Origin of the sequence: Palleronia caenipelagi (genome assembly GCF_007004065.1) — a bacterium.
Classification (GTDB): Bacteria; Pseudomonadota; Alphaproteobacteria; order Rhodobacterales; family Rhodobacteraceae; genus Palleronia; species Palleronia caenipelagi.
Genome location: NZ_VFSV01000010.1, coordinates 1 through 25,335 on the forward strand (window position 1 = coordinate 1; position 25,335 = coordinate 25,335).

Annotated in this window: 20 protein-coding genes and 2 pseudogenes; 14 read left to right on the forward strand and 8 right to left on the reverse strand. The window is 61.5% G+C overall.

The features are described 5' to 3' along the window. Positions 1 to 237: integrase core domain-containing protein (locus FEV53_RS07730; protein WP_142834240.1), on the forward strand; the 237-nt coding region annotated here is incomplete at its 5' end. 60 nt (positions 238 to 297) lie between these two features. On the opposite strand, the pseudogene FEV53_RS07735 reads toward FEV53_RS07730, so the two are convergent. Beyond that, positions 298 to 1,075, reverse strand: a pseudogene (locus FEV53_RS07735) (IS5 family transposase); the annotation flags it as partial. A 919-nt stretch (positions 1,076 to 1,994) separates the two neighbouring features. Between FEV53_RS07735 and FEV53_RS07740 the strand changes: the two are divergent. The 4 genes and pseudogenes from FEV53_RS07740 to FEV53_RS21210 all read left to right on the forward strand — a co-directional run bounded on the left by FEV53_RS07740 (position 1,995) and on the right by FEV53_RS21210 (position 9,632). Then, on the forward strand, positions 1,995 to 2,351 hold the full coding sequence (locus FEV53_RS07740; RefSeq protein WP_246100756.1) for a carboxymuconolactone decarboxylase family protein: 357 nt from the start codon (positions 1,995 to 1,997) through the stop codon (positions 2,349 to 2,351). Between the two features lie 185 nt (positions 2,352 to 2,536). Further along, complete coding sequence (locus tag FEV53_RS07745) at positions 2,537 to 3,793, forward strand: efflux RND transporter periplasmic adaptor subunit (protein ID WP_142834241.1); 1,257 nt, start codon at positions 2,537 to 2,539, stop codon at positions 3,791 to 3,793. Continuing rightward, positions 3,790 to 6,975, forward strand: a complete 3,186-nt coding sequence (locus FEV53_RS07750; protein WP_142834242.1) for an efflux RND transporter permease subunit — start codon at positions 3,790 to 3,792, stop codon at positions 6,973 to 6,975. Before FEV53_RS07745 ends, FEV53_RS07750 begins: the two co-directional genes overlap by 4 nt. 680 nt (positions 6,976 to 7,655) lie before the next feature. Further along, positions 7,656 to 9,632: pseudogene (locus FEV53_RS21210) on the forward strand (outer membrane protein assembly factor BamB family protein). A gap of 102 nt (positions 9,633 to 9,734) precedes the next feature. On the opposite strand, the gene FEV53_RS07760 reads toward FEV53_RS21210, so the two are convergent. Beyond that, a complete protein-coding gene (locus FEV53_RS07760; RefSeq protein WP_221931599.1) occupies positions 9,735 to 10,193 on the reverse strand; it encodes a 2,4'-dihydroxyacetophenone dioxygenase family protein in 459 nt (152 codons plus the stop codon). A gap of 231 nt (positions 10,194 to 10,424) precedes the next feature. Between FEV53_RS07760 and FEV53_RS07765 the strand changes: the two genes are divergently transcribed. The 8 genes from FEV53_RS07765 to ruvB all read left to right on the forward strand — a co-directional run bounded on the left by FEV53_RS07765 (position 10,425) and on the right by ruvB (position 18,811). Next, positions 10,425 to 11,429, forward strand: a complete 1,005-nt coding sequence (locus FEV53_RS07765; RefSeq protein ID WP_142834243.1) for a helix-turn-helix transcriptional regulator — start codon at positions 10,425 to 10,427, stop codon at positions 11,427 to 11,429. Between the two features lie 156 nt (positions 11,430 to 11,585). Beyond that, entirely contained in the window at positions 11,586 to 12,776 is a 1,191-nt protein-coding gene (locus FEV53_RS07770; protein WP_142834244.1) for an acyl-CoA dehydrogenase family protein, read from the forward strand. 12 nt (positions 12,777 to 12,788) lie between these two features. Beyond that, positions 12,789 to 13,565: an SDR family oxidoreductase gene (locus FEV53_RS07775; protein WP_142834245.1), complete on the forward strand. Its 777-nt coding sequence runs from the start codon at positions 12,789 to 12,791 to the stop codon at positions 13,563 to 13,565. Positions 13,566 to 13,848: 283 nt separating this feature from the next. Continuing rightward, positions 13,849 to 15,483: an AMP-binding protein gene (locus FEV53_RS07780; protein ID WP_142834246.1), complete on the forward strand. Its 1,635-nt coding sequence runs from the start codon at positions 13,849 to 13,851 to the stop codon at positions 15,481 to 15,483. Positions 15,484 to 15,647: 164 nt separating this feature from the next. Then, positions 15,648 to 16,520: a 50S ribosomal protein L11 methyltransferase gene (locus FEV53_RS07785; RefSeq protein ID WP_142834247.1), complete on the forward strand. Its 873-nt coding sequence runs from the start codon at positions 15,648 to 15,650 to the stop codon at positions 16,518 to 16,520. 72 nt (positions 16,521 to 16,592) lie between these two features. Beyond that, complete coding sequence (gene ruvC, locus FEV53_RS07790; RefSeq protein ID WP_142834357.1) at positions 16,593 to 17,087, forward strand: crossover junction endodeoxyribonuclease RuvC; 495 nt, start codon at positions 16,593 to 16,595, stop codon at positions 17,085 to 17,087. Further along, on the forward strand, positions 17,084 to 17,770 hold the full coding sequence (gene ruvA / locus FEV53_RS07795; protein ID WP_142834248.1) for a Holliday junction branch migration protein RuvA: 687 nt from the start codon (positions 17,084 to 17,086) through the stop codon (positions 17,768 to 17,770). The genes ruvC and ruvA overlap by 4 nt, the downstream gene beginning before the upstream one ends. 15 nt (positions 17,771 to 17,785) lie before the next feature. Beyond that, positions 17,786 to 18,811 (forward strand): Holliday junction branch migration DNA helicase RuvB, encoded by a 1,026-nt coding sequence (gene ruvB / locus FEV53_RS07800; protein ID WP_142834249.1) that lies wholly within the window; start codon positions 17,786 to 17,788, stop codon positions 18,809 to 18,811. Between the two features lie 7 nt (positions 18,812 to 18,818). Here the strand turns inward: ruvB and FEV53_RS07805 are convergent, their stop codons facing one another. The 6 genes from FEV53_RS07805 to hemC form a co-directional block, all read right to left on the reverse strand. Beyond that, the gene (locus FEV53_RS07805) at positions 18,819 to 19,559 is read right to left on the reverse strand and encodes a hypothetical protein (protein ID WP_142834250.1); all 741 of its coding nucleotides are present in this window, start codon (positions 19,557 to 19,559) and stop codon (positions 18,819 to 18,821) included. 23 nt (positions 19,560 to 19,582) lie between these two features. Further along, complete coding sequence (locus tag FEV53_RS07810; protein ID WP_142834251.1) at positions 19,583 to 20,434, reverse strand: prephenate dehydratase; 852 nt, start codon at positions 20,432 to 20,434, stop codon at positions 19,583 to 19,585. Continuing rightward, positions 20,431 to 21,279: a prephenate dehydrogenase gene (locus FEV53_RS07815; RefSeq protein ID WP_142834252.1), complete on the reverse strand. Its 849-nt coding sequence runs from the start codon at positions 21,277 to 21,279 to the stop codon at positions 20,431 to 20,433. The genes FEV53_RS07810 and FEV53_RS07815 overlap by 4 nt, the downstream gene beginning before the upstream one ends. Before the next feature lie 62 nt (positions 21,280 to 21,341). After that, positions 21,342 to 22,547, reverse strand: coding sequence for an MFS transporter (locus FEV53_RS07820; RefSeq protein ID WP_142834253.1), 1,206 nt, complete (start codon positions 22,545 to 22,547; stop codon positions 21,342 to 21,344). Positions 22,548 to 22,594: 47 nt separating this feature from the next. Beyond that, entirely contained in the window at positions 22,595 to 23,137 is a 543-nt protein-coding gene (locus tag FEV53_RS07825; protein ID WP_142834254.1) for an NADPH-dependent FMN reductase, read from the reverse strand. 101 nt (positions 23,138 to 23,238) lie between these two features. Next, entirely contained in the window at positions 23,239 to 24,189 is a 951-nt protein-coding gene (gene hemC / locus FEV53_RS07830) for a hydroxymethylbilane synthase (protein ID WP_142834358.1), read from the reverse strand. 111 nt (positions 24,190 to 24,300) lie between these two features. On the opposite strand from hemC, the gene hemE reads away from it, so the two are divergent. Continuing rightward, a complete protein-coding gene (gene hemE, locus FEV53_RS07835) occupies positions 24,301 to 25,332 on the forward strand; it encodes a uroporphyrinogen decarboxylase (RefSeq protein WP_142834255.1) in 1,032 nt (343 codons plus the stop codon). Positions 25,333 to 25,335 lie beyond the last annotated feature (3 nt).

Genomic DNA, 25,335 nt, shown 5'->3' on the forward strand with positions numbered 1-25,335 from the left:
ATCTCGATGGATGGCCGGGGCCGCTGGATCGACAACCGGATGATCGAGCGGCTCTGGCGATCCCTCAAATACGAATGCGTCTACTTGAACGCCTTCGAAACAGGTTCCGAAGCCCGGGACGGGATCGGTGACTGGATCAGCTACTACAACGAAAGACGCCCGCACTCATCACATGGGATCATGACGCCGGACGAGGCCTATGACAGGCAATCTCCGGACCTGAAGGTTGCCGCCTGAAATGAAACCAATGCTATAGCTTAGCACGGCGGCAAACTGGTCGAATTTCAAGGACCACCTCTTCAAACGCTGGGCATTTTTACGTGGCGAGATGATGGCTGCGGCTCCCCGAGCGGCAATCACAGTGTGGCATCTGCGCGTGTCATAGGTCCCATCAGCGGTGACCGTCGCAATCTCTTGGCCGGGCGCGATCTGCTCCAGCAGGTCGTGCAGCATTAGTGCATCACCTGCGTTGCTTGTCGTGACCTCGACCGCCCGGATCTCCAACGGTTCTGCGTCCATTCCCAGATGGAGATTGCACCAAAGGCGCTTTTTGGACCCGCCATGCTTACGGGATCGTTTCCCGAACGGACGGAGCCCCCGCTCCCCTTCACGCTCAGCCTTGATCCCGCGCGGCATTGTCTTCTAACCAGTGGCGGGAAATGCCCTGCCGTCGATCAGCATGTGCAAAGGACCCGTTCCGCTGCGGTAAGGGATGGCGACGCTCAGCGTCTTCTGACGGCGACACAGGGTACTGAAGTCCGGCACTATCCAGTCAAGCTCTGCTGGCCTTAACAGGCTTTGACGAACCCGGTCGTCTGGCGAAGCGGCATACCGAACATGCCCTGAGATCCGCCCGTTCAGGGCGCACATCCGCCCATGGACTGATGTCCGAGCGCTCTTCACCCTTCATCGTGAGACAAACCTGGATTGCCGCATCGCTGAACTCCTGATGACGACCGCGCTTGCCGGTCGCCGGGGCATGTCATTCCATCTCGACATCAAACCAGATCAGTAGAAAACCGCGCTGCCTTTGCGCAGTGTTGTACGAAGGCCAGTTCCCGGTCTTGTACTTCGGTGTGGACCAACTGCTCGTGAATAGTTGTTACCTTACTGGGTTCAAACAGGGAATCCTTCGCGACATTGGTGAAACAAAGCCTTTACGAGTCGAAGACGGCAGCGAATTTCTCTTCTGAGACCTTAATCTTTTGGCCTATGCGAACGACTTTAAGCGGGGCCCCTCGCGGTCGGGAAAGCCCAAAGATCACAACTTCATATTGCGTCGGGGAAATCAGTCGCCCGGACTGCTTTCTGCTTCCTCCTTAGCTTCATTAGCAAGTTCCGGGAAGAGTGTTTCAAATTGCACGGGGTCATGAGCCGTCCCGACGCCCGTGAATAGTTAGTGAATTGGCGTAGACACGATAACGGAAACAGACACCATGAGCCGCGATCAGGTACCAAGTCCCGATTGCAACGCAATACCCCGACGGCTTCACTAGCTTTTCACCGGGAGATGGCCGGAAAAATCCAGCTCCCGGCTGTCGAGAGTTAGCCACGACCGTAGCGACCTGGGGTTTGCCGGGGTGCCGTGGTTTCTGATTTTTCTATCTAAGGGCGGTCGGCGAACTTATTGACAGCGTCATGCTATGTTGGAGAACGCCACGGCTGCGTCGCCGGTTAAACGGTAGTTTCGAGTGTAAACCCATCCGACGTGTTCCGAGACCAATCCGCCTCCAGCGCTGCCTTTCCTACAAACTCTGAAATGTTGCTATAGATTCAGGCGGTCAGGAGGTACACACAACGGGTCATTTCTCGTGTGCGTAGAGATGGGGAGGGAAATCTATGGTTGATGCGTCAAGCGACTCCGCAGACTGGTCCGATAGATTGCATCGAGAAGTTACTCGTGTCGGTGACAAAATCACTGATCTGGTCCGTGGTTCAGGGCTATTGGGGCACGATCCGCTCACAGGCGGTTGAACAAAGAACGGAGAGCAGCTTTGAGTACGACCTCTTACCCGGATCTGACCAATGCCATTTCGAAGCAGGTGGGGCAGCTGAGAAAAGGGATTCCAGCAACGATGAAAGGTTTTTCGGAAATGGCCCAGTGCGCGACAGCCAGCGGTCAGCTTGACGAAAAAACCAAAGAACTCATTGCGATGGGCATTGCAATTGCACTGCGCTGCGACGGGTGCATTGGGTTCCATACGAAGGCCCTGCAACGGCTCGGCGTGACGCGGGCGGAGTTCGAAGAAATGTTAGGTGTGGCGATCTACATGGGCGGAGGGCCGTCGCTCATGTATGCGGCGCAAGCATTGGATGCCTGGGAACAGTTTGAAAGCGGTGGCGGCGCCTGAAGACGCTTTTCCTCTCCGAGAGCGCGGCGGGTATATCATCAATCTGCACCCTATGCGCGATCTTGGGGCGATAGTCTGCGACCGCCAGCCGAAATGCGCTGCATTCCGGCTGGCGGTGTGCTGCTGCTGGTGATATCGCCTGTTCGACTATAACGTTCTGGCAGAGTTGCCCCGGGAGAGCCCAAATGTATCATCGCTTTGCTACTGTTGTCTTATCGTCTGTACTGATTGCATCGCCCCTTTTTGCTCAGGACGGAGCGGACAGTGGTGAAGAGCAGGCCCCGGCAGTGATTTTCGAGACGGCAGAGAAAATTGCCGTGGGGGACTCGTATCGGTTCCTCGGTAATATCGAGGCCATTGAGCGGGTGGCCGTGCGGGCCCGGGTTGATGGGTTCATTGAAGAAGTCGCCTTTGGTGGGGGCGAGTTTGTTGATGAGGGCGACGTACTCTTCAAGATCGAACAAGATCGCTACGCTGCGGATGTCGCCGCGGCCCAGGCCCGCGTGTCGAGCGCAACGGCGCAGTTGACGGATGCGGAGCGGACGCTCGCCCGGAATACGGAACTGCGCAAGAGCAACACCGTCAGTCAGGCGTCCCTAGATGACGCAACCGCCGCATTCGAAGCGGCGAAAGGGGCCGAGCTGGAGGCCAAGGCCGCGCTGACGCAGGCGCAGCTGAACCTGGACTATACGACTATTCAGGCCCCCATCAGCGGCAAGATGTCGGCACCCATTATCACACGCGGCAACTATGTCGCGCCAGCCTCGGGGCAGCTTGCGGAGCTGGTGCAGCTCGACCCGATTTGGGGTACGTTCTCGCTCGGTGAAAGCCGCTGGTCCACGTGGCAGCGTCTGGGGATTGAGACGTCCGACCCGGCCCCGCTCGCTGATGGCGACGGCGACCAGCCCTCTGTCGAAGCCGCGACGACGGAGTCCAACAAAGAATATGTGTTGAACCTCGTTCTCCCGGACGGGTCTGTCTACGACGCACCGGGCGCCTTTGAATTTGTCGGGAATGAGATCAATGCGCAGACCGGGGCGGTGGATGTCAGGGTCCGCTTCGACAACCCGAACGGGGTTCTTCTTCCGAACCAGAATGTCACGCTGCTCGTGACCGAGGCCAATCCCCCCGTTGTGCCTGTGATTTCACAATCCGCGATTCAGCTCAGCCGCGAAGGCCGGGCCGTCTGGGTGCTCAACGACGATGACACGGCGACGCTCAAACCCGTTCGCGTCGGCGCTGGTCCGCAGTCGGGGAAGGTTGCGGTTCTTCAGGGGCTCGAAGGCGGAGAGCGCGTTGTGGTGCAGGGTGGCATCCGGCTGGAGGAGGGCATGAAAACCGATCCCCGGCAGGCCGAAAGCGATTCAAGCGCGGCGCCGGGTGGTTCTGACGGCGAGAGCAGCAACGGCGGATCCGATACTGCGGAGGGGGCGGACAAATGATCTCGACGACGTTTATCCACCGGCCAAGACTGGCCATGGCGGTGTCGCTCGTCCTCGTTGTGGCAGGTATCATCGCAATCCTCGTTCTTCCGGTGACTCAGTATCCTGAAATTTCGCCACCGACCGTCACCGTGAACGCGGCCTATCCGGGTGCCGACTCCGAGGTTTTGGCGGACACAGTCGCTGCGCCGCTTGAGCGGGAAATCAACGGCGTCGAAGGCATGATCTATATGTCCTCGACCTCTTCGAACCAGGGGATATACAGCCTCAGCGTGACGTTCGAGATTGGAACAGATCCCGACATCGCCCAGGTGAACGTTAATAACAGGGTTCAACGCGCCATGCCGCGCCTGCCGGATGCGGTGAAGCAGCAGGGCGTTTCGGTAAAATCCCAGTCGCCGAACTTTCTCCTGGCGATCGCGTTTCCGATCGATGAGGACAGTGGTTTGTCCCTTGCTGAAGCCGGGGCCTATCTGTCCAGTAATGTGACCACGGCCATCCAGCGGGTAAACGGCGTCGGTAACGCCGAAATCCTTGGCCCTTCGGATTACTCCATGAGGATCTGGCTCGATCCGGAACGGCTGTCGCAGTACGATCTCTCCGCCAGTGACGTCTCTGCTGCGATCCAACGCTCGAACCTTGCGGCGGCTTTGGGTGGCATTGGAGAAGAACCTGCACCGCAGGGGCAGGCCTTCTCCTACACTGTTACGGGTCTTGGCCGCCTCAGTGAAGCCGCGCAGTTCGAAGATATCGTGATCCGCTCCGGCGCGAACGGTGGCCTGATCCGGATCAGTGACGTCGCCCGGGTCGAACTCGGGTCGCAGACCTATTCGATCGACTCTTATCTCGGCGATGGTATCAGCCTTACCATTCAGGTGAACCAGTCCCCCGGTGCAAACGCCATTGCAACGGTTGAAGAGATCCGTGCGCAATTGGCTGATCTTGAGGGATCTTTCCCCGAGGGGCTGACCTACAAGGTGGTCTATGACACGACCGACTACGTGAAAGAGACGATCACCGAAATCAACTACACGCTGATCCTGACCGGTCTGATCATCATTTTCATCGTTTACGTGTTTCTGCAAAACGTGCGCTCAACTTTTATCCCGGTGCTCGCGATCCCGGTGTCGCTGATCGGGACCTTTGCGCTCATTCTTCCGCTCGGCTTCACCCTCAACGTGATCACCCTGCTCGCGATCATTCTGGCCATCGGCCTTGTGGTCGATGACGCGATCCTTGTGGTCGAAAACGTCGAGCGTCTGATGGAAGAAGAAGACGAGGACATGAGCATCAAGGAACTGACCGAAAAGGCCATGTCCGAGATCACAGGTCCGATCATCTCGACGACCCTTGTGTTGCTGGCGGTGTTCTTGCCGACGGCGTTTCTGCCCGGCATTTCCGGGCAGCTCTATCGCCAGTTCGGCCTCACATTGTCCATCTCGGTGGTGCTCAGTTCGATTGTCGCTCTGACGCTCGCCCCGGCTCTGTGTGGCGTGATCCTCAAGCGAGAGAAGAAAGACAAGGAGCCGGCCCTGCCGTTCCGCATCTTCAACAAGGTGCTAGACACTGCCCGGGACGGCTACGCGAAGATTGTCGGTTTTTTGGTTGTGCGCGGTTTGTTGGCGCTTGGTATTCTTGCCGCCGCGATTTTTGGACTCGTCACGATTTACAGCAGCCTGCCGTCTGAACTTGTGCCCGCCGAAGATCAGGGCGCGTTTTTCGTAGATGTCGCGCTGCCGGATGGGGCGTCGCAGCAGCGTACTAACGAAGCCATGGCGACGATCAGCGACATCATCGAGGACATGGAAGGCGTCGAGGACGTGGTCACGGTGGCTGGCTTCTCGATCCTTGGTGGCTCTCGGACCAATGTGGGCCTCGCGATTGTGTCCATGGAGCCATGGGGTGAGCGCCCGAACATGTTCCCCATTGTCGGCGAATTGAACCAGAAGTTCCGCGGATTGCCCGGTGTGCAGGCCACCGCTTTCCCGCCGCCAGCTCTGCCGGGCGTGGGCGCCGTGGGCGGCTTTTCCCTCGAACTCCTCGCCTTCGGCGGTCAGAGTCCCGACGAGCTGTCGCAGGTCACGCGGTCCTTCCTCGGTGAGATCAACCAACTTGAGTCCGTGGGCGGGGCTTCGACGACGTTCTCAGCAGATGTGCCGCGGATCTACGTGAACATTGAACGGGACAAGGCCAGCCTGTTGGGCCTGACACCGGCGGACGTGTACGCCGCAATCGGTCAATCCTTCGGTTCCAGCTATGTGAACCAGTTCGTCTATGAAGGCCGCGTCTATCAGGTGCGGATGCAAAGCGACCCGCAGTTCCGGGCCTCACCTGAGGACATCCTGGGTCTCTACGCCAAGAATGCGGCGGGGCAGAACGTGGCGATGCGCGATGTGGTGACGCTGGAAACACGGTTCGGACCTTACATCGTCCCCCGGTTCAATCTGTTCACAACGGCGTCGATTACAGGTTCTCCGGCACCGGGCTACGCTTCGGGGCAGTCGATCTCGGCAATTGAAAAGGTTGCCGAAGAGGTGCTGCCGGAAGGCTACAAGCTCTCCTATTCCGGCTTGACCTACCAGCAAAAGGCGGCGGGCAACGTGACCATCATTGCGTTCGGTCTCGCCTTCATCTTTGCGTTTCTGTTCCTTGTGGGTCAGTTTGAAAGCTGGTTGCAACCGCTGGCCATTATGCTCTCGGTCATGATCGCGGGTGCGGGGGCAGCGATCGGTCTGAAGATTGGTGGCTTCAGCGCTAGCGTGTATGCGCAGATCGGGATGGTCATGCTGATCGGTCTGGCAGCAAAGAATGCCATCCTGATTGTGGAGTTCGCGAAAGAACTTCACGAGGATGGCATGTCGATCACCGAAGCTGCGATCACCGGGGCCCGGATGCGTTTCCGCGCCGTGTTGATGACAGCGCTGGCCTTCGTTTTCGGGATGATCCCTCTAGTTCTGGCCTCCGGTGCCGGCTCGGGGATGCGGAACCAGATCGGAGCGGCGTCTTTGGGGGGCATGATCGCGGCGACGTCTGTGGGGATCATGGTCATTCCGGCGATTTACGCAGTTTTAGAAAGGCTGGGTGAGCGCAAGAAGGGCATCCTCTGGGGAAATGAGCCGGAGTATGACGAAGAGCAGAAGAAGGCTTCTGAGGAATCCCGGAAGGCCGAAGCGTCTGCCTGACTTGCCGCGCTAGATTGCCGGTGCTGCGGGAATAGCATCTCGGGCGCGGTATCAAAAACACAGCACCCCGGTTCGCAAGAATCGGGGTGTTGTGCATTTGACGGGGTCTCCGGATCCTGAAGTTCTATGCTGTGATGAACCCTGACTTGAAATAATGGCAACGGAATCCCCCCCCGGTTGATGATCGCGGGCGGTGGGCCATTTTGTCGGTTCATATTTACATGCAGGGAGCTTTGAGCGTGTCTCACGGACCGCCTCCCACAAACGCCACTGATACCGGCGTTAACATCCTGGTCCGACTGGTCGGCCTTGTGCTGATCCTCGCCGGACTCCCCCTCGTGTTTGGCGGGATCTACCTGCTGACGCTTGGTGGGTCGTTCTATTATCTCATCGCCGGAATTGGCCTCGCCAGTTCGGGTCTCCTGCTCTGGCGGGGAGAGATGATGGGCGTGTATGCCTACATTCTGGTTTTTGTCTTCACGCTGATCTGGGCGTTCTGGGAGGTCGGTCTGAGCTTCTGGCCGCTGGTGCCCCGTCTTATCGCGCCGATCTTCCTCGCCGGAGCAGTGCTGCTGATCGTGCCACTGATCCGGCCCGCCGATGGGCGCCCGTATAAAACTGGCGGCTTCGTGCTGGGAGGGCTGGCGATGATGGCCGGGTTTGCCGCGTATTTCGCCGGCATGTTCCTGCCCCATGATGTGATCCAGAACGACGTGGAGATCGTTCCCGGACAGGTCAGCGCCGCCACGGCGGACTCGGGCGACAACTGGTATTCGTGGGGCAAGACGCCCGAGGGCGCCCGCTATGCGCCGTTCGATCAGATCACGGCGGAGAACGTGGACCGGCTGGAGGTGGCCTGGACCGCGCGGACAGGCTTTATCGCCGAAGGGTCCAATCAATTGGAGGACCAGAATACGCCGCTTTTCGTGGACGGGACACTGTATCAGTGTGCTGCGGGCACACAGGTGACTGCGCTGAACGGCACCACGGGTTAGATCAAGTGGCAGTTCGATTCCGGCGCGCAGGACGCTACGCCGTTCTGGAAGCGCTGCCGGTCGCTGGGCTATGTTGACCCCGGTGAGGGCGACGCCTGCGGACCCCGCATTATCGTGACTGCCCTTGATAACCAGATGCACGCCCTGCGGGCCGAGGATGGCAGCCATTGCGAGAGCTTCGGCGAGAATGGTGTCGTCAGCCTGACCAAAAGTTTGGGCGAAGTTGAGGACGGGTTCTGGACGCCGACCACCGGTCCGCTTGTTGCGGGCGGTAAGATCATGCTGGGCGCGTGGGTGGCCGATAACGTGATGACCGGCGAGCCTTCGGGCGCGATTCGGGCCTTTGACGCAATGACCGGCGAGCAAGTCTGGGCCTGGGATCTCGGCAACCCCGAGATCACCAACTGGCCGCCCGAGGGCGAGACTTACACCCGTGGCACGCCGAACTCGTGGTCAGGTCTGGCGGCGGACGAAGAGCTGGGCCTCGTCTATGTGCCGCTCGGCAATGCGACGCCGGACTATTACGGCGGGATGCGTCGTGACTTCGACGACGACTACAACTCCTCCGTGGTGGCCCTGCGGCTCGAAGACGGGCGCGAAGCCTGGCACTACAATACTGTGCACCACGATGTCTGGGACTTTGACCTGCCCTCGCAGCCCGCGCTGGCCGACATCCCGGACGGCAATGGCGGCACCATCCCCGGTCTGATCCAGACCACCAAGCGAGGTGAAATCTTTGTCCTGAACCGCGAAACCGGTGAGCCGATCAAGGAGGTGACCGAAATCGAGGTGCCCGAGGGCGACGGAACGGCGACGGGGGAATATTACTCCGAGACCCAGCCCTTCTCCACGGGGATGGATGGCGTCGGCACGGCCGAGCTCACCGAGGCACGCATGTGGGGGGCGACGCCCATCGACCACATGATGTGCCGGATCCTGTTCAAGAAATACCGGTATGAGGGCCCCTTCACCACCCAATCGACCCATAAGTCGATCATCTATCCCGGCAATAACGGGGGCATGAACTGGGGCAGCGTGACCGTCGATCAGGAGCGCAACCTGATGATGGTGGCCGATATGCGGATGCCGGTGGTCACCTATCTGATCCCGCGCGAGGAGTTCGAGGAAGAGCACCCGAATTTCCAGGGCGGCGCCCATGGTGAGCTGTCGCCGCAATTCGGTCTGCCCTTTGCGCATCACATCACGAACTTCATGTCGCCGCTGGGCATCCCCTGCCTTGAGCCGCCCTGGGGCACGATCACGGGTCTCGATCTGGCGTCGGGCGAGCTGGTCTGGCAACAGCCGGCCGGAACCGCCAGAGACGTCACCTTCCCCGGGATTGGTCTCCAGAACCCGCTGTCCTTCTACACGGGCATGCCAGCGTTGGGCGGCTTGATTTCGACCAAGGGGGGCGTGTCCTTCCATGGTGGAACGCAGGACTACTACCTGCGCGCCTATGACAGCGTGACCGGGGACGTTCTGTGGAAGGGCCGTCTGCCCACCGCCTCCCAGTCCACCCCGCTGACCTATGTCGGCGACGACGGTCGGCAGTATGTAGTCACCACCGCAGGTGGCGCACGGTATAACCCCAATGACCGGGGCGACTACATTGTGGCCTTCGCCCTCCCGGCTAACGAGGTCGAGACCGCCGCGGCGGAGTAAGTGCCAAAAAAGCTCCCGGATCTATTCTCCGGGAGCCGAAACAAAGAACGCCGCGCCGGATCCCTCCGGCGCGGCGTTTTGTTTGGGATGCGTCGCGTTGTCTTAATCGGGTGCGACCTTGGCGAAGTCGGTGCCAGCGGGGCGGATGTAGGGGGGCAGCTTTTGGCCGGTTTCCTTCGACACAGCGACCAGCGCCTGCTCGATCCAGCCTGCGTCCATAATGAACATCAGCGAGCCATCTTCGTTCAGGTTCACATTGGCCCCCTCGACGATCAGGAAACCTTCGGCACCCTCTTTCGACTCAAAGGTGTGGATGGAGCCAGCCGGTTCAAACAGATAGCTGCCGGCGGTCTGCGGGTCTTCGGGATGCTCGACATAGTTCCAGGAACCGGCGGTTGTATAGAAATGCACAACCCCTGAGTGATAATGGCGGGGCAGCACGGTGCCTGCGTCAAAGCGGGCATAGAGCGCCCAGATCCCCTTGATCGGATCAAGGAACATCGGGGACACGTGGACGCCGGGCAGCACGTTCTCGATTTCCCCGTCACGGTTGTGGTTCACGGTCAGCAGACGGTCTTGCTCGGTGATAACAGCATCGAAAGACTGGTTTTTCTCCTCCAGATATGGGTCGATGTGCGAATTGCGTTTCGATGACCCTTGCTAACCTTGCGCCCAGGTTCCGAATGTGCGCGGCGCGACCAAAATTTGACTTTGCGTGCCACGGGGGTCTTGCTATCGTTTGAATTCTGTCGCCGTCAGGCGTGCAGGGTTTGCCATTCGGGGGAGGGGTGAGTGGCGAGAAACTATCACAGGGCGAGTGTCCTGAACGGCGTTCGCGAAGTTGCGAAATCCGTCGGACAGAATCCGATGACGGCGATGCACGTGGCGAATATTGATCCCGCTGCGTTTTTTTCGCCGGATGAATTGATCGACTTCAACAAGGTCAATGTCCTGTTCGAACACTGTGCTGAGGCGTGGGATCTGCCCGATTTTGGCCTGCGGATTGCGCCGTTCCAGCAGATTGATGTTCTGGGCCCGATCTCTCTGGTGACGAAGATCGAGAAGGACGTGCGCTCGGCTCTCGCGGCGATCATGCATAATCTGTTTATCCAGAGTGATATGGTGTCGGCGGTGATCGTCGAGACCGGTGATCTGGCCGAGTTGTCCGTCGAACTGAAAGACATGAGCGGTCCCACCGTCCAATATATTCTGCTTGCGCTCGCTGTCGCGCAAAACGTCCTCGAAGATACCGCACGCGCGCCGATCGAGCTTTGTCAGGTCAGCCTGCGATCCGATGACAAGCGCTTGCGGCAACTGGTTGGAGCCTACTTCCGCTGCCCGGTTCAGCTCTCCGCCGAGCGCAATGCGATATTTTTCGAGCGGGCGATTCTCGACCGGAAACTGGAAGGGGGCGATCTCGCCTATCGGCCCATCGTCGAGCGCTACCTTTCTACCGCTCAGCATGAGGCGGTTGGGCGTTTCAGCGATTCCGTACGCAAGGAAATCGCACGGCAGATGGAACTGGGGCACTGCACTCTGGAAAATGTCGCGCGTAGCCTGCGCATGGAGTCCCGGAGCTTGCAGCGGCGGTTATCGGGCGAAAACCTGTCCTTCCGCGATCTCGTCGATGACTGGCGCAAGACGCGGGCTGCGAAGCTGTTGAGCCAGACGAACCTGCCCCTGTCTGAGATTTCGCTGGCACTGGGATACGCAGATCAGAGCATTTTCAGCCGGGCGTTCCAGCGGTGGCATGGGCAGCGCCCCTTGGCTTATCGCAAGGCCAGCCTCTCGCGCTGACGTTTTGCGACAGTGGTGCGCTATGCCGCCGGGTTCCCGTATTGCTTCAGACCGTGACGGGTCGTCATTGTCATGCAAAGCCAAATTCGGATCACAAAGAACCAAAACTTTTTAGCGGAAGCGAAACATGATGGACTCAACCTAGGAGGAGTTCACATGCTTGATTATTCGCGTCTTATAATCGATCCCATTGATTTTTACAAACTGGCCGACACGCTACCATCCGAAGATCAGGCCCTGCTGGCGGAGCTCCGGGAATACTTGCAGGCGGAAGTCACGCCGGTGATCAGCGACTATTGGAACCGGGCGGCATTCCCCCACGACCTCCTGCCCGGCCTCGCCAAACTCCGGATCATGGGGGTGAATTATAAGGGATACGGGTTCCGCGAGCGTACCAATTTGCTCAACGGTTTCATTGCTCTGGAACTGGCTCGGGTCGACCCGTCGATGGCGATCTTTGCCGGGGTTCAGGGCGGGCTGTCGGCGGGTTCGATTTATGTCTGCGGTTCCGAGGAGCAAAAGCAGCGCTGGTTGCCGGGCATGGCGGCGCTGGAAAAGATTGGCTCGTTTTGCCTTACAGAACCCGAGGTGGGCTCTGGTGCGGCGGGCGGGCTCCTGACCACCTGCCGCCGCGAGGGCGACGAATGGGTGCTCAACGGCGCAAAGCGCTGGATCGGCAACGGAACCTGGGCCGATCTGCATGTGGTGTGGGCGCGTGATGAGGACGACAATCAGGTCAAAGGCTTCGTCGTCGAGAAAGGAAAACCCGGATTCTCCGCCACCAAGATCGAGGACAAGATGGCGCTGCGCGTGGTGCAGAATGCCGATATCGTTCTCAAGGATGTGCGGGTTCCCCATGAGAACAAGCTTGAGCACGCCAACAGCTTTGCCGACACGGCGAAGGTTCTGATGATGACCCGCGCCCATGTAGCGTGGCTCGCCACCGGCTGCGGCCTCGGCGCTTATGAGCATGCGCTGGCCTACGCGAAAAAGCGCGAGCAGTTCGGACGACCCATTGGGGGGTTCCAGCTGGTGCAGGATCTCCTGTTCCGGATGGTCTCGGGCGTCACCTCATCGATGACCCTGTGCCACCGCCTGTCCCAGCTTCAGGACGAAGGCATCATGACAGACTCGCAGGCATCGCTGGCCAAAGCCCACACAACGGTGTCCGCCCGAGTGACGGTGGGTTACGCCCGTGAACTTCTGGGCGGCAACGGCATTGTTCTCAGTGAGCAGGTCGGCCGCTTCGTGGCCGATGCGGAGGCCATCTACTCCTATGAAGGCACCCGCGAAATGAACAGCCTGATCGTCGGCAAAGCGCTGACAGGTCAGAGCGCCTTTGTTTGAGAGGACAGATCAATGAAAGCAAGTTTTGACTATTCCGGCGCCAATGTCTTTGTCTCCGGCGGGACCAGCGGCATCAATCTCGGCATCGCCAAGGCGTTCGCCGCGCGGGGTGCCCGCATCGGCGTCGCCAGCCGCAAGCAGGATAAGGTGGATGCCGCTGTCGCACAGCTTGGCAGTGATGCCGGGTCGGCGCTGGGCTATACCTTTGACGTGCGCGATCCCGAGGGGGTACAAACCGCGATCAGCGCCTATGCCGAAGAGGTTGGCGAGATCGATGTGCTGATCTCCGGCGCCGCAGGGAACTTCCCGGCTTTGGCCAAGGATATCAGCAATAACGGCTTCAAATCCGTGATCGATATCGACCTCCTGGGCACCTGGCACGTGATGAAGGCTGCCTATCCCCACATGCGCCGTCCCGGCGGCAGCATCATCAATGTCTCCGCCCCGCAGGCCGCCATCCCCATGGCCCTGCAAACCCATGTCTGCGCCGCCAAGGCGGGTGTGGATATGGTGACCCGCTGTCTGGCCATCGAATGGGGCCCCGAGGGGCTGCGGGTGAACGGCGTGATCCCGGGTCCGATCGACGGGACCGAGGGCATGGACCGGCTCGCCACAACCGAGGAGGCCCGGCAGAAGATCGAGAAATCCGTGCCTCTGAACCGGATGGGTGTGCCTGATGACGTGGCCCAGACCTGCCTCTACCTTGCCTCCGATGCGGCCTCCTATGTCAGCGGAGCCATTGTGCCTGCTGATGGCGGCTGGATGCAAAACGGCGCGCGGATGGCATAAACTCCGCCGCATTAGATGACTGGAAAGCCCCCAATTTTTGGGGGCTTTTTCATATCCGCAGCCGGGAGAGCTGCAGGAGCGGCCGCCCTTTAACGCGGCGTCACATGGTGCCACTGTCGTTCAAAGTCAAAATCCGGGCACTTCAACACAAACTACGTCGGAACATTTAGGCGAAACTGGACTTGTTTACGCAACCGGGCCGGGTTTTTATGGGTCCGCCGGATCGCGTTTGGGGCGAAACGCCCGCCAAACTAAAACGCTTTTTTCCCGCTGGGAGGATAAAATGAACAAGATTTATACCACCGATATGAGCCGGAGCGCCGAAGAGGTCTCCGCTGGATATTCTTCGGTTGCTGAACTGTTCCGTGAAGCTGTGAAGAAGAACGGCGACAAGGTCATGTTCGAGTGCTTCGGCACGTCGATGACCTATGATGAGGTCGATGAGGCCGCCGACAGCTTTGCGGCATGGCTCCAGCAGGATCTGGGCGTGGTCAAAGGCGACCGCATCGCGCTTATGTGTCCGAATGTCTTCGCCTTCCCCATCGCCATGCACGGGATCATCCGGGCTGGCGGTTGTCAGGTGAACGTCAATCCGCTCTACACGCCGCGCGAGATGGCGCATCAGCTTAACGATTCCGGGGCAGAGACCATCGTGATCTTTGGTGGCTCCACACCGGTTCTGGCCGAGGTTCTGGCCGAGACGCCGGTCAAGAACGTTGTCACCGTCGATTTGGCTGATGGCACGGATCTTAGCATCCCGTCTCCTGCCGTGGACACGCGTCTCAAAAACTACACCCGTTTTGCCGATGCGCTGAAGAAAGGCCAGTCGCTCCCGTTCGAGCCCGTGCGGTTAACCGGTGATGATCTTCTGTTTCTGCAATATACCGGCGGGACCACCGGCCCGTCGAAGGGCGCGACGCTCAGCCACAGCAACCTCGTTGCGAACACCGCGCAGTTTAAATCCTCCCTCGCCGAAGCCTGCGTTGAGGGGGAGGAAGTGCTGGTTCTGGCACTGCCGCTCTACCACATCTTCGGTCTGATGGTCATGCTGACCTACTCAACCATCGGCGCCCGCATGGTCCTGATCCCCAACCCCCGCGACATGGACGGCTTCATCGATGCCATCAAGGATGCGGGTCTGACGGTGTTGCCGGGCGTGAATACCATGTTCCAAGGCCTCTCGGCACATTCGCGGATCAAAGAGGTGGACCTGTCCAATTACAAACTGGCCGTTGGCGGTGGCGCTGCGGTGATCGAAGACACGTCCAATCGCTGGAAGGCGCTTACCGGCCATCACATCAAAGAGGCCTACGGCATGTCTGAGACATCGCCCGCCGTAAGCCTGACGCCCGTCCATGAACCGACCTTTACCGGCACCTGTGGCAAACTTTGCGCCGGGACCGAAGTGCGGCTGCTCGACGATGACGGCAATGATGTGCCCCTTGGGGAGGCTGGTGAACTGGCGATCCGTGGTCCGCAGGTCATGAGCGGTTATTGGCAGAAAGACGAGGCCAACGCCAAGTCCTTTACCCCGGACGGGTTCTTCCTGACCGGCGACGTGGCGGTGATCAGCGAAAATGGTTATATCAAGATCGTAGATCGCAAGAAGGACATGGTGATTGTCTCCGGCTTCAACGTGTATCCCAACGAGATCGAAGCAACCGTAACCGCCTGCGATGGTGTCGCCGAATGCGCTTGCATCGGGGTGCCCGATGCGAAATCCGGCGAAGCCTTGCGGGTTTACGCGGTCAAGGAGGCAGGGGCCGACCTGACTGCGGAGCAGGTGACCAATCACTGCCGCAACGAGCTGACCGGCTATAAGGTGCCGCGCCAGATCGTCTTTGTGGACGAGCTGCCTAAGTCCAACGTTGGTAAGATATTGCGCCGCGAACTGCGCGACATGGCGCTGAAGTCCTGAACCAACGGCTGCTGCCAGACGGAAACCCAGAAAGGGCGGGATCACAATCTCGCCCTTTCCGCTTTTGTGAGGGCAGATCACCCCAGTACCAAAGCCAGACGGGCCGTCTTGCCCTTGACAGCAACCCGTGCCAAGGCGGCTGAGATTGCAAGAGGAACCCAGCCATGCCGACCTATACCGCCCTGACCCTCGTTCCAGATGAACAGAACGCCAAGGACCTCGGCGATGCGATGGAGCGGCTGGATCCGGAACCCACGGGCGTCGGCGTGTTCGAGATGGAAGACGGGTCAGGCCTTTGGGAGGTTGGGGCCTATTTCGTTGAGGCGCCCGATCAGGCCGGGCTCGCCCTCTTGGCCACCGCCTTCTCGGCGCAAGGCTTTACCATCAGCGAATTGCCGGAGATTGACTGGGTGGCCAAGGTACGCCGCGAACTTGCGCCGGTGGAGGCCGGGCGGTTCTGGCTCTATGGCAGTCACGACGCGGAGAATGTGCCCGAGGGCGTGGTGCCGCTGCTCGTGGACGCTGCCATGGCCTTTGGTACAGGGCATCACGGCACGACCAAGGGCTGCCTCGTGGCCTTTGATGCCTTGCTGAACGCAGGCACCGGGATCGAGCGGGTGGCCGATATCGGCTGCGGCACTGCGGTTCTGGCGATGGCGGCGGCCAAGGAGCTGCCGGTCGTGCCGCTGGCCTCAGATATTGACGCGGTGGCGGTCGAGGTGGCGGAGGCCAATGTGCAGGCCAATGGGCTCGAGGGGCGTGTGCGGTGCCTGGAGGCGACGGGGTTTGACCACCCGGACCTGACGGGGGCAGGTCCTTTCGATTTGGTCTTTGCCAACATTCTCAAGGGGCCGCTGATCGCGCTGGCCCCTGATATGGCGGTCAATGTGGCGCCCGGTGGCCATGCGATCCTGTCGGGTATCCTGAATCCTCAGGCCAATGAGGTGGTCGCGGTCTATGACGGCGCCGGGTTCGATCTGGTCGAGCGGCTGGAACTCGGAGACTGGACGACCCTGACCCTGAAACGGCGCGGTTAGGGCAGGTTCCGCTTGGCCCATGTTCTCGGTTCGTGCTAGCGTGGCGCAAAGAACCGGAGGCAGGTCAGAATGATGCGCGTTTTTGGGATCGACCCCGGGCTGAGGAGCCTTGGGTGGGGGGTTATCGATGTAGACGGCGCGCGGCTCTCCCATGTGGGCAACGGGCAGTGCCAGTCCGGCGATGGGACGCTGGCGGCGCGGCTTTTGCGGCTCCATGAGCAGCTGGTGGATTTGCTGACCCGGTATCAACCGGATCACGCTGCGATTGAGGTGACCTTTGTGAATCGGGACGGGGCCGGGACGCTGAAGCTCGGGCAGGCGCGGGGCGTGGCTCTGCTGGCGTTGGCGCAGACCGGCCTCGAGATCGGTGAATATGCCCCGAACGCGGTAAAGAAAACCGTGGTCGGCGTGGGCCACGCGGCCAAGCAACAGGTGGAGCACATGGTCAAACTGCAACTACCGGGGGCGATGCCGGTGGGGCCGGATGCGGCGGATGCGCTTGCGATTGCCCTGTGTCACGCGACGCATCTGTCGACACGGCGCAACCTTGTAGAGGTGGTGCGATGATCGGACGGCTGACGGGGCGTGTGGGTTATATCGGCAGCGATCATGTTCTGATCGATGTGGGCGGCGTAGGCTATGTCGTCTACATTTCAGACCGGACCAGGGCGGGGTTGCCGGGGCCTGGAGAGGTGTGCTCTCTCTATACGGAGCTGCTGGTGCGAGAGGATCTGCTCCAGCTGTTCGGGTTCGCGTCCCTGTTGGAAAAGGAATGGCATCGCTTGTTGACGAGCGTTCAGGGGATCGGGGCGAAGGCATCGCTGGCGATCCTTGGAACGCTGGGTCCGGAGGGCGTGGGCCGGGCGATTGCACTGGGAGATTCGACTGCGATCCGAGCGGCCCCGGGTGTTGGGCCAAAGATCGCGGCGCGGGTGGTCAATGAGCTGAAGGACAAAGCTCCGGCGGTGATGGCATTGGGCGTACAAGGCGGCGCGACATCCGCTCCGGCAGAGGTATCTGTGATGGACGTGCCCCCCCCCAGCTCTGGCGCGACTGCCCCGGCCCCGTCGCGCACTGCTCAGGACGGCCGCGCGGCGGCTCAGGCGGAGGCGCTGTCGGCGCTCAGCCATCTGGGCTATGGCCCGTCAGAGGCCGTGCAGGCGATCGCGGAGGCAGCGGACGGCGATCCTGAGGCAGGGACAGAGGACCTGATCCGTGCGGCTCTGCGTTTGCTTGCGCCCAAGGGTTAAGGGGAGGATACGACAGTGATCACACCCGATCCCACCCTGCGCCCCCAGAGTCTCCCCGAGGATGAGGGGAATGCGCTGCGACCGCAGAGTCTAGATGCCTTTGTAGGTCAGGCCGAGGCACGGGCCAATCTGCGGGTTTTCATCGAGAGCGCCCGGATGCGCGGGAGGGCCATGGACCACACCCTGTTTCATGGGCCGCCGGGGCTGGGTAAGACGACGCTTTGCCAGATCGTCGCGCGCGAATTGGGGGTGAATTTCCGCATGACGTCCGGGCCGGTGCTGGCCAAGGCCGGGGACCTGGCGGCGATCCTGACCAATCTCGAAGCGCGGGATGTCCTGTTTATCGACGAGATCCACCGCTTGAATCCGGTGGTGGAGGAAATCCTCTATCCCGCCATGGAGGATTTTGAGCTGGATCTGGTGATCGGCGAGGGTCCAGCGGCGCGGACGGTCCGAATTGAGCTCCAGCCCTTTACGCTGGTGGGGGCGACGACCCGGCTGGGGCTGTTGACGACGCCGCTCCGGGACCGCTTTGGCATCCCGATCCGGCTGCAATTCTACAATGTGGACGAGCTGACCGCGATCGTCGCGCGGGGCGCGTCAAAGCTGGGCGTCGAGGCCGAACCCGAGGGCACTCGCGAGATTGCAAAGCGCTCGCGGGGAACGCCCCGGATTGCCGGTCGGCTGCTGCGCCGGGTGGTCGATTTTGCTCTGGTTGAGGGGGATGGGCGTCTGACACGGGAGCTGGCTGACCGGGCGCTGACCCGCCTGGAAGTGGATGCGCTGGGGCTGGACGGCGCGGACCGGCGGTATCTTCGGCTGATCGCTGAGCACTATCAGGGCGGTCCCGTGGGGATCGAGACTATGTCGGCAGCGCTGTCCGAGAGCCGTGATGCTCTGGAAGAAGTAATCGAGCCCTACCTGTTGCAGCAAGGTCTGATCCAGCGGACACCGCGCGGCCGAATGCTGGCGCCGCGGGCCTGGAGCCATCTTGGGATGGCGCCCCCGACGGTGACCGGGGGCGACCTGTTCGATCTGTAATGGCGGTTCAGCCTGCGGGTTTCAGGCCCAGCAGCGCGTTGTCGAGTACGCCGTCGAGGCGGCCGATCCACTGTTGCAGCGCCTCCTCGGCACGGGCGCCGTCGATGTCGATGACGATCACGTCCCGCGAATTGGCGACCCGGAGCGAGAAGCCCGGACCGTAGACCGACTGGGAGACGACCTCCCGGCTCTCTTCATCGCCTGCATGAAACAGGGCGACGAACGGGTTCGAGACGCGTGCGGTCAGGCCCTGATCTTCGCTGAAGGCAGGGGAACGGACCGCGAGCATGGTTTCGGCCTTGCGCTGCCGCGATCCCGCGTCCCCCAGTTCAGACGAGGTCATGAAGTCGGACAGATCGCTCAGCTCTTCGCGCAGGCGGTCGGAGACGGAGACGATGCCCGAGAGAGATGTCACCCAGGCGTCGAAATTGTCGAGCTGGGTGTAGTCTTCCATCAGGAAGTAGCGCAGCGCATTGGTGACCGGGAAAAGCCGCGAGCGGTCGGTGCCCGCCATGTCCAGCATCACCAGCTTGGCGATCCGGCGGTGGGCGCGGCTCATCAAAAGCAGGTTCGTGGTCAGAAACGCGGCGGCCAGAGGCTCTGCGGCAGCGCCCAGTTCCTCGGCATTACGCACCGCGAGAACCAGCTTGCCCAGATCCCTGATGGAGCGGCCCCGGGCGAAGGTGGCGTATTTGTCTTTTTCCTCGTCGATGAAGAACGGGATCGAATCGTATTTCGGATTGGCCATGGAGAGTCCTTTCGGAGCGCGGATCAGGGCTTGAGGAAGCCGTTACGGCCGGAACGGGCGGGATCGGAGCGGTAGCTGCCGAGGAACTTCGAATAGGAGATGTGCTGCTCGATCTCACGCATGGCAGCGATCAGGTTTTCTGCCTCGGAGCCGCAGCCGATATCCAGATAGAAGGTCGGCAGCTCTGTCCGCTCGGAGATCATGTAGGTCTCCAGTTTTGTAATATTCACGTCATGGGAGCCGAACACGGCCAGCGCTTTGACCAGACTGCCCGGTTCGTGGCCGACCTGAATGATCAGCGATGACATGTCGTGGGACGGGTCGGTCTGGGCCTCCCGCGAGACAATCACAAACCGCGTGATGTTGTCGTCTCGGTTGGAGATTCCCTTATGCAGGACAGTGCCGCCATAGTGCTGAGCGGCGAACTCGGAGCCGATCGCCGCCAGATGCCGGTCGCCGGACTCGACGACTTCGCGCACCGCGGTGGCGGTATCGGAGCGTGTCTTGTGGGTTGTTTCGGGGAAGCGGTCCTTGAGGAAATGTGAGCTCTGCAGGAAGCCCTGCGGGTGCGAGAAAATCGAGTGGATCTCTGCCTCGACCGTGGGGCCGCAGGTGACGAGGCAGTGCGACACGTCAAGGAGCAGCTCACCGGTGATGAACAGCTCCATGCCGACCACCAGACGATGCACGTCGGGGATGCGGCCCGATTCGGAGTTCTCCAGCGGCAGCACCGCTTCGGTGACCTCGCCACTCTCGGCCGCAGCGACGAGATCCTCGAAGCTGGGATAGGGCACATGCTCGGCTTCGGGACGCAGGCGGGATGCGGCCTGATGGGAATAGCTGCCTGGCTGGCCAAGATAGCCGATCTTCGTCATTCGTCAGAACTCCTGCTGAGGGACGCGGCCCGCGCGGATGCGCGGCCCAGCCTGTCCATGAGGTCGGTGGTGTCGCCTTTGGCGAAGGATTCGCGCAGGCGCATGAGGTCCAGGATCACGTCATCGAGCGCTGCCGAGACATGGGGCGCATTCTGCTGGAATATGCCCGCCCACATGGCCGTATTGTCGCTGGCGAAATGGGTCATCTCGCGGGTCGAGCGCGAGGCGAGAGAAACCAGATCGCCTGCATCAATCCCGTCCAGCATTTGTGCATAGCCGTAGGACAGGAGATGCGGCAGGTGCGAGGTCCGCGCCAGCAGGGCATCGTGGGATTTTGGGTCCATACGGAACACGGTCATGCCGAGAGACGCGAGGAAGTGCTCGACGGTCTCAATGTCGTCGTCGCTGTTCCCGGGATGGGGTGTGATCACGAACCGGGTGCGGATCAGCGCATCGGGTTCAGCTTCGAACGGGCCCGGGCTGTTGCCGCCCGAGAGCGGGTGACCGCCCACGAAACGCGGCACGTCGGAGAGCTCGGTGGTGATCCGTTCCTTGACGGAGGCGACATCGAACATCAGCGGGTTGCCCGCCGCCGCGATCTCGCGCGCCAGTCCGGTCACCGCATCGGGGGGGCAGGCGAGACAGATCAGATCGCAGGTGGCCAGCTCCGTCGCGCAATGGGCCCATTTGATCCGCGGCAGCCGTGCCGAGACAGCCGCCCGATAAGCGCCGTTGGGTTCGACCGCGTGCACGGTGATCTCCGGATGACGCTCGGCGATCAGTTCCGCCAGAGCCGCGCCGATGAGGCCGGTTCCGACAATGCCGATATGGGTGGGCTGATCCATCTCTCTCCCTTTGCTCACCCCATCGTTTTGCAAATGGCGCCGAGGAGTGCAATTGCCCAAAGTCACATCAGGGTCGAATCCCGTCGGTCCAGCCAGATGAGCGACAGTCCGGAGGCGACCACCAGCCCCGCTGCGAGATAGGCCACGGTTCCGTAGCTGCCGAGGGCCGTGCCTGCGGCAAAGATGGCGGAGGCTGCAATCTGCGCGCCGAGATTGCAGATGGCGACCAGCGATCCTCCGGCGCCGGGGCGGCTGGCCATCAGGTCCTGAAGGTACTGCATCGGTTGGGTCAGGAGCACCGCCGCGCCCATCGCCGCCAGAACCGGCAGGCCCCAGAGGAGCGACGTCTCGGCAATCAGCGGGAACAGGATCAGAAAGCTCGCGTGGATCACCGCACCCAGCGCGATGAGCCTGGTGCGCCCGAGCAGGAGGAGCGGCCGCCGCAGCGCCAGCATGAAGGGCACTTCGAAACCGGCCACCAGCGCTGTGAACAACGCCACATCGGCGGTGCCCCGGCCTTCGATCCCTGTGAGGATGAGGCCCGTGAGGGTAAGGTAGACCATCACCCCCATGAGCACGCCGATGAGCAGGAGGACACGACTGATCACCGCAGGCTGGGTCAGCTCGCGCAGGGCAGCGCGCAGGCTGAGGCCGGACGCTCCGTCCTGCCAACGGGTCTGGCCGTCCTTTGGCCAGGCAAAGACAAAGATCGCCGCGATGATGCCCACGCCCAACGCGCCGCCTGCATAGATGGAGATGATCGGAACGCCCGCCTCGAAGGCCATCGACCAGAGCGGCAGGATGATCAACCACGGGAGGGCCAGAATGGCCCGGATAGCCGAGAGGATTGCGGCGGCGTCTGCGGGACCGTGATGGCTCGCGGCGAGGCGCGAGAGCGTAAAGATCTGGGAAAATAGCGTCGCGCTGAGCGGGAAGATCACCATATGCGCGGCCAGAAACGTCCAGTGGCTTTGGGTCGTCCAGACCAGCGCTGCGCCGCCGAACCCTGCCAGCGCGGCTAGTCGGGCAGCGTTGCGTCGGCGGCCTGTTTGATCGGTGAGGATCCCGACCCCGATGGCGCAGACCAGCGATAGGGTAGAGCCGGTCACATACATGACCGCAAATGCGGGATCTGACATGCCGAACCAGCGGATCGCCATCACCGACTGCATCGGCCCAATGGAGGCTGTAAAACTGCCGGTGAAGAACGCCGCAATCGCGAGAAGGCGCAGGATCGGGTCTTGGGTGATGAGGCGGAGGGCGTTCATGATAGCGCTATCGAGCGCCCTGCCGCTTTCGTCAAGAGGGGGCTGTCTTAGCCAGCCAGTGCCGAGAGGGCTTCGTCCAGCGCAGACAGTAGCGTGTCCGAGGTCAGCGTGTCGTTCTCAGCGTCGTAGGCTTCGTTCCAGACGGGGACGCTCAGCTTGCCCTTGATCTCAGTGCCGAAGAACTGTGCGGAATTTTCGGCAAGGTTCAGCACGGAAGTGGCGCCGCCCGGTCCGGGGGAAGTGGCGAGGATCACCATGGGGCGGTCCTGATAGACCTTGCCGTCAATCCGGCTCATCCAGTCAAAGCTGTTCTTCCACGCTGCCGTGTAATTTCCGTTATGCTCGGCAAAGGAGATGATCAACGCATCCGCTGAGCCGATTTTCTCGAACAGCGCGTGTGCATTGGCCGGGATCCCGTCCGCGGTCTCACGGTCGATAGAATAGAGCGGCATCTCGTAGTCGTTCAGATCAACGGTCATGATCTCCGCGTCGGCGGCGTGCTGCGCCTTGAAGCGGTTTGCGGCCAACGTGGCGAGCTTGGCATTGATCGAGTCGCGGCTGGTGCTGGCGCCGAAAGCAAGAATTTTCATTTCAGTCCCTTTGGGTTGACGTTGCGTTGGATCGCAGATGGCTCTGTGCGCCCACGATATCAACTCTCAGAATACGTAGGCGCGTGTGCGCCAGCGAACAGTCAGGCCGTGGGCGTCGGCTCGCGCCAGTCAAAGAACCCTTCGCCTGCGCGTCCCAGCAACGTTTCCGCGAGCTGCGCCCCGAGTCTCGCGCCGTCGGAAACCGGGCCGCTGATCTGGTCAGAGAGGCTTTCCGACCCGTCGGGCCGCAGGATTTCGCCACGCAGCGTCAGCGTGTCGCCGTCGAGCGTCGCCAGTCCGGCAATGGGCGTCTCGCAGGACCCATCGAGACGCGCGAGAAACGCGCGCTCGGCGGCGAGGCGCAGGCCCGTCTCGGTGTCGTGGATGGCGGACAGCATGTGGGCCGTCAGCGGATCATCCGCCCGGCGCTCGATCCCGATGGCACCCTGCGCCACGGCGGGCAGCAAGTCGTCCTCGGAAATTGCCACGCGCGGCACATCATCATAGCCGAGCCGGTTCAGCCCGGCCATGGCGAGAAAGGTCGCGGCGGCCACGCCTTTTTCCAGCTTGGCCAGCCGGGTCTGGACGTTGCCCCGGAACTCCACGACCTCCAGATCGGGCCGCCGGTGCAGGAGTTGTGCCTTGCGCCGCAGGGATGAGGTCCCAACAACAGTGCCCGGTGCCAGATCCCCGAGGGTCCCGCCTGCCAGCGAGATGAACGCGTCGCGGGGATCCTCGCGGGGCAGGTAGGTCTCCAGCACCAGCCCGTCCGGTTGCTGGGTCGGCATGTCCTTCATCGAGTGTACCGCGATGTCGATATCCCCGGACAGGAGCGCGTCCTCGATTTCCTTTGTGAACAGGCCCTTGCCGCCGATTTCTTTGAGCGGGCGGTCGATAATCCGGTCGCCCGTGGTCTTGATCACCACGATGCTGAACGCTTCGTAGGGCAGGTCAAAGGCCCGGGCGAGCCGGTCGCGCGTTTCATTGGCCTGGGCAAGCGCCAGCGGCGAGCCGCGGGTGCCGATTTTCAGCGGGGTGTCGGGGCGAGGCATATCCATGGGACAATGGGTAGCGGCGCTCTGCGGGCAGGGCAATGGGGTGCGCGACTTGACAGCGCTTCCGTCCCGGTTGACCAAGCGAAGAACGTGACGAGGGAGAGCCTTATGGCCGAAAAGACGATCTTGCGAGCCCTGGCCGGTGAGGTTCAGGACGTGCCGCCCATCTGGATGATGCGGCAGGCGGGGCGCTATCTGCCCGAATACCGGGCGACGCGGGCGCAGGCGGGCGATTTCCTGTCGCTGTGCTATAATCCGGAGCTGGCCGCTGAGGTGACTCTCCAGCCGATCCGGCGCTACGGCTTCGATGCGGCAATCCTGTTTGCCGACATCCTGCTGGTGCCGCAGGCCTTGGGGGCGGATCTGTGGTTTGTCACAGGTGAGGGGCCACGGCTGTCGCTGACTGATACGCCGGACAAGCTCGCCGCCCTGCGTCCCGTTGAGGAGATCCACGAGACGTTGTCGCCGGTCTATGAGACGGTCTCGATCCTGTCGCGCGAATTGCCCAAGGAAACGACGCTGATCGGATTTGCTGGCGCACCCTGGACCGTTGCGACCTACATGATCGCCGGGCGTGGCACACCGGATCAGGGACCTGCGCATGCGCTGAAGGCCGAGGACCGCGCGACCTTTGAAGGCCTGTTAAACCTCATCACCGACGCCACGATCGAATATCTGTCCCGCCAGATCGACGCGGGGGCTGAGGTGGTGAAGCTGTTCGACAGCTGGGCCGGTTCGCTTTCGCCGGAGGATTTCCACGCCTACGCGCTGGAGCCCGCCAAAAAGATCATCGCCGCGCTCAAGGCCCGCCATCCGAATGTGCCGATTATAGCTTTCCCGCGCGGGGCAGGTGAGGGCTATGTGGGCTTTGCCAAAGAGACTGGCGCCGATGCGGTAGCTCTGGATCAGGGCACCGATGCCGATTGGGCCGCGAGGCACGTGCAGGTCGATGGCTGTGTGCAGGGCAATCTTGCGCCCGAACATATGGTGACCGGGGGAGAGGCGCTCGACGCGGAGGTGCGACGTATCCGGCAGGCGTTCTCGGGCGGGCCACATATTTTCAACCTCGGCCACGGGATTACGCCGGATGCGGACCCGGAGAACGTGGCGCGGATGATCGAAGTCCTGCGCGAGCGGTGAGGG

Excerpts from the sequence above, each read along its gene's own strand:
- FEV53_RS07745 (WP_142834241.1), top strand. The coding sequence starts at position 2,537 with ATGTATCATCGCTTTGCTACTGTTGTCTTATCGTCTGTACTGATTGCA.
- FEV53_RS07750 (WP_142834242.1), top strand. The coding sequence starts at position 3,790 with ATGATCTCGACGACGTTTATCCACCGGCCAAGACTGGCCATGGCGGTG.
- FEV53_RS07770 (WP_142834244.1), top strand. The coding sequence starts at position 11,586 with ATGCTTGATTATTCGCGTCTTATAATCGATCCCATTGATTTTTACAAA.
- FEV53_RS07775 (WP_142834245.1), top strand. The coding sequence starts at position 12,789 with ATGAAAGCAAGTTTTGACTATTCCGGCGCCAATGTCTTTGTCTCCGGC.
- FEV53_RS07780 (WP_142834246.1), top strand. The coding sequence starts at position 13,849 with ATGAACAAGATTTATACCACCGATATGAGCCGGAGCGCCGAAGAGGTC.
- FEV53_RS07785 (WP_142834247.1), top strand. The coding sequence starts at position 15,648 with ATGCCGACCTATACCGCCCTGACCCTCGTTCCAGATGAACAGAACGCC.
- ruvC (WP_142834357.1), top strand. The coding sequence starts at position 16,593 with ATGCGCGTTTTTGGGATCGACCCCGGGCTGAGGAGCCTTGGGTGGGGG.
- ruvA (WP_142834248.1), top strand. The coding sequence starts at position 17,084 with ATGATCGGACGGCTGACGGGGCGTGTGGGTTATATCGGCAGCGATCAT.
- FEV53_RS07805 (WP_142834250.1), bottom strand. The coding sequence starts at position 19,559 with ATGGCCAATCCGAAATACGATTCGATCCCGTTCTTCATCGACGAGGAA.
- FEV53_RS07810 (WP_142834251.1), bottom strand. The coding sequence starts at position 20,434 with ATGACGAAGATCGGCTATCTTGGCCAGCCAGGCAGCTATTCCCATCAG.
- FEV53_RS07815 (WP_142834252.1), bottom strand. The coding sequence starts at position 21,279 with ATGGATCAGCCCACCCATATCGGCATTGTCGGAACCGGCCTCATCGGC.
- FEV53_RS07820 (WP_142834253.1), bottom strand. The coding sequence starts at position 22,547 with ATGAACGCCCTCCGCCTCATCACCCAAGACCCGATCCTGCGCCTTCTC.
- FEV53_RS07825 (WP_142834254.1), bottom strand. The coding sequence starts at position 23,137 with ATGAAAATTCTTGCTTTCGGCGCCAGCACCAGCCGCGACTCGATCAAT.
- hemC (WP_142834358.1), bottom strand. The coding sequence starts at position 24,189 with ATGCCTCGCCCCGACACCCCGCTGAAAATCGGCACCCGCGGCTCGCCG.
- hemE (WP_142834255.1), top strand. The coding sequence starts at position 24,301 with ATGGCCGAAAAGACGATCTTGCGAGCCCTGGCCGGTGAGGTTCAGGAC.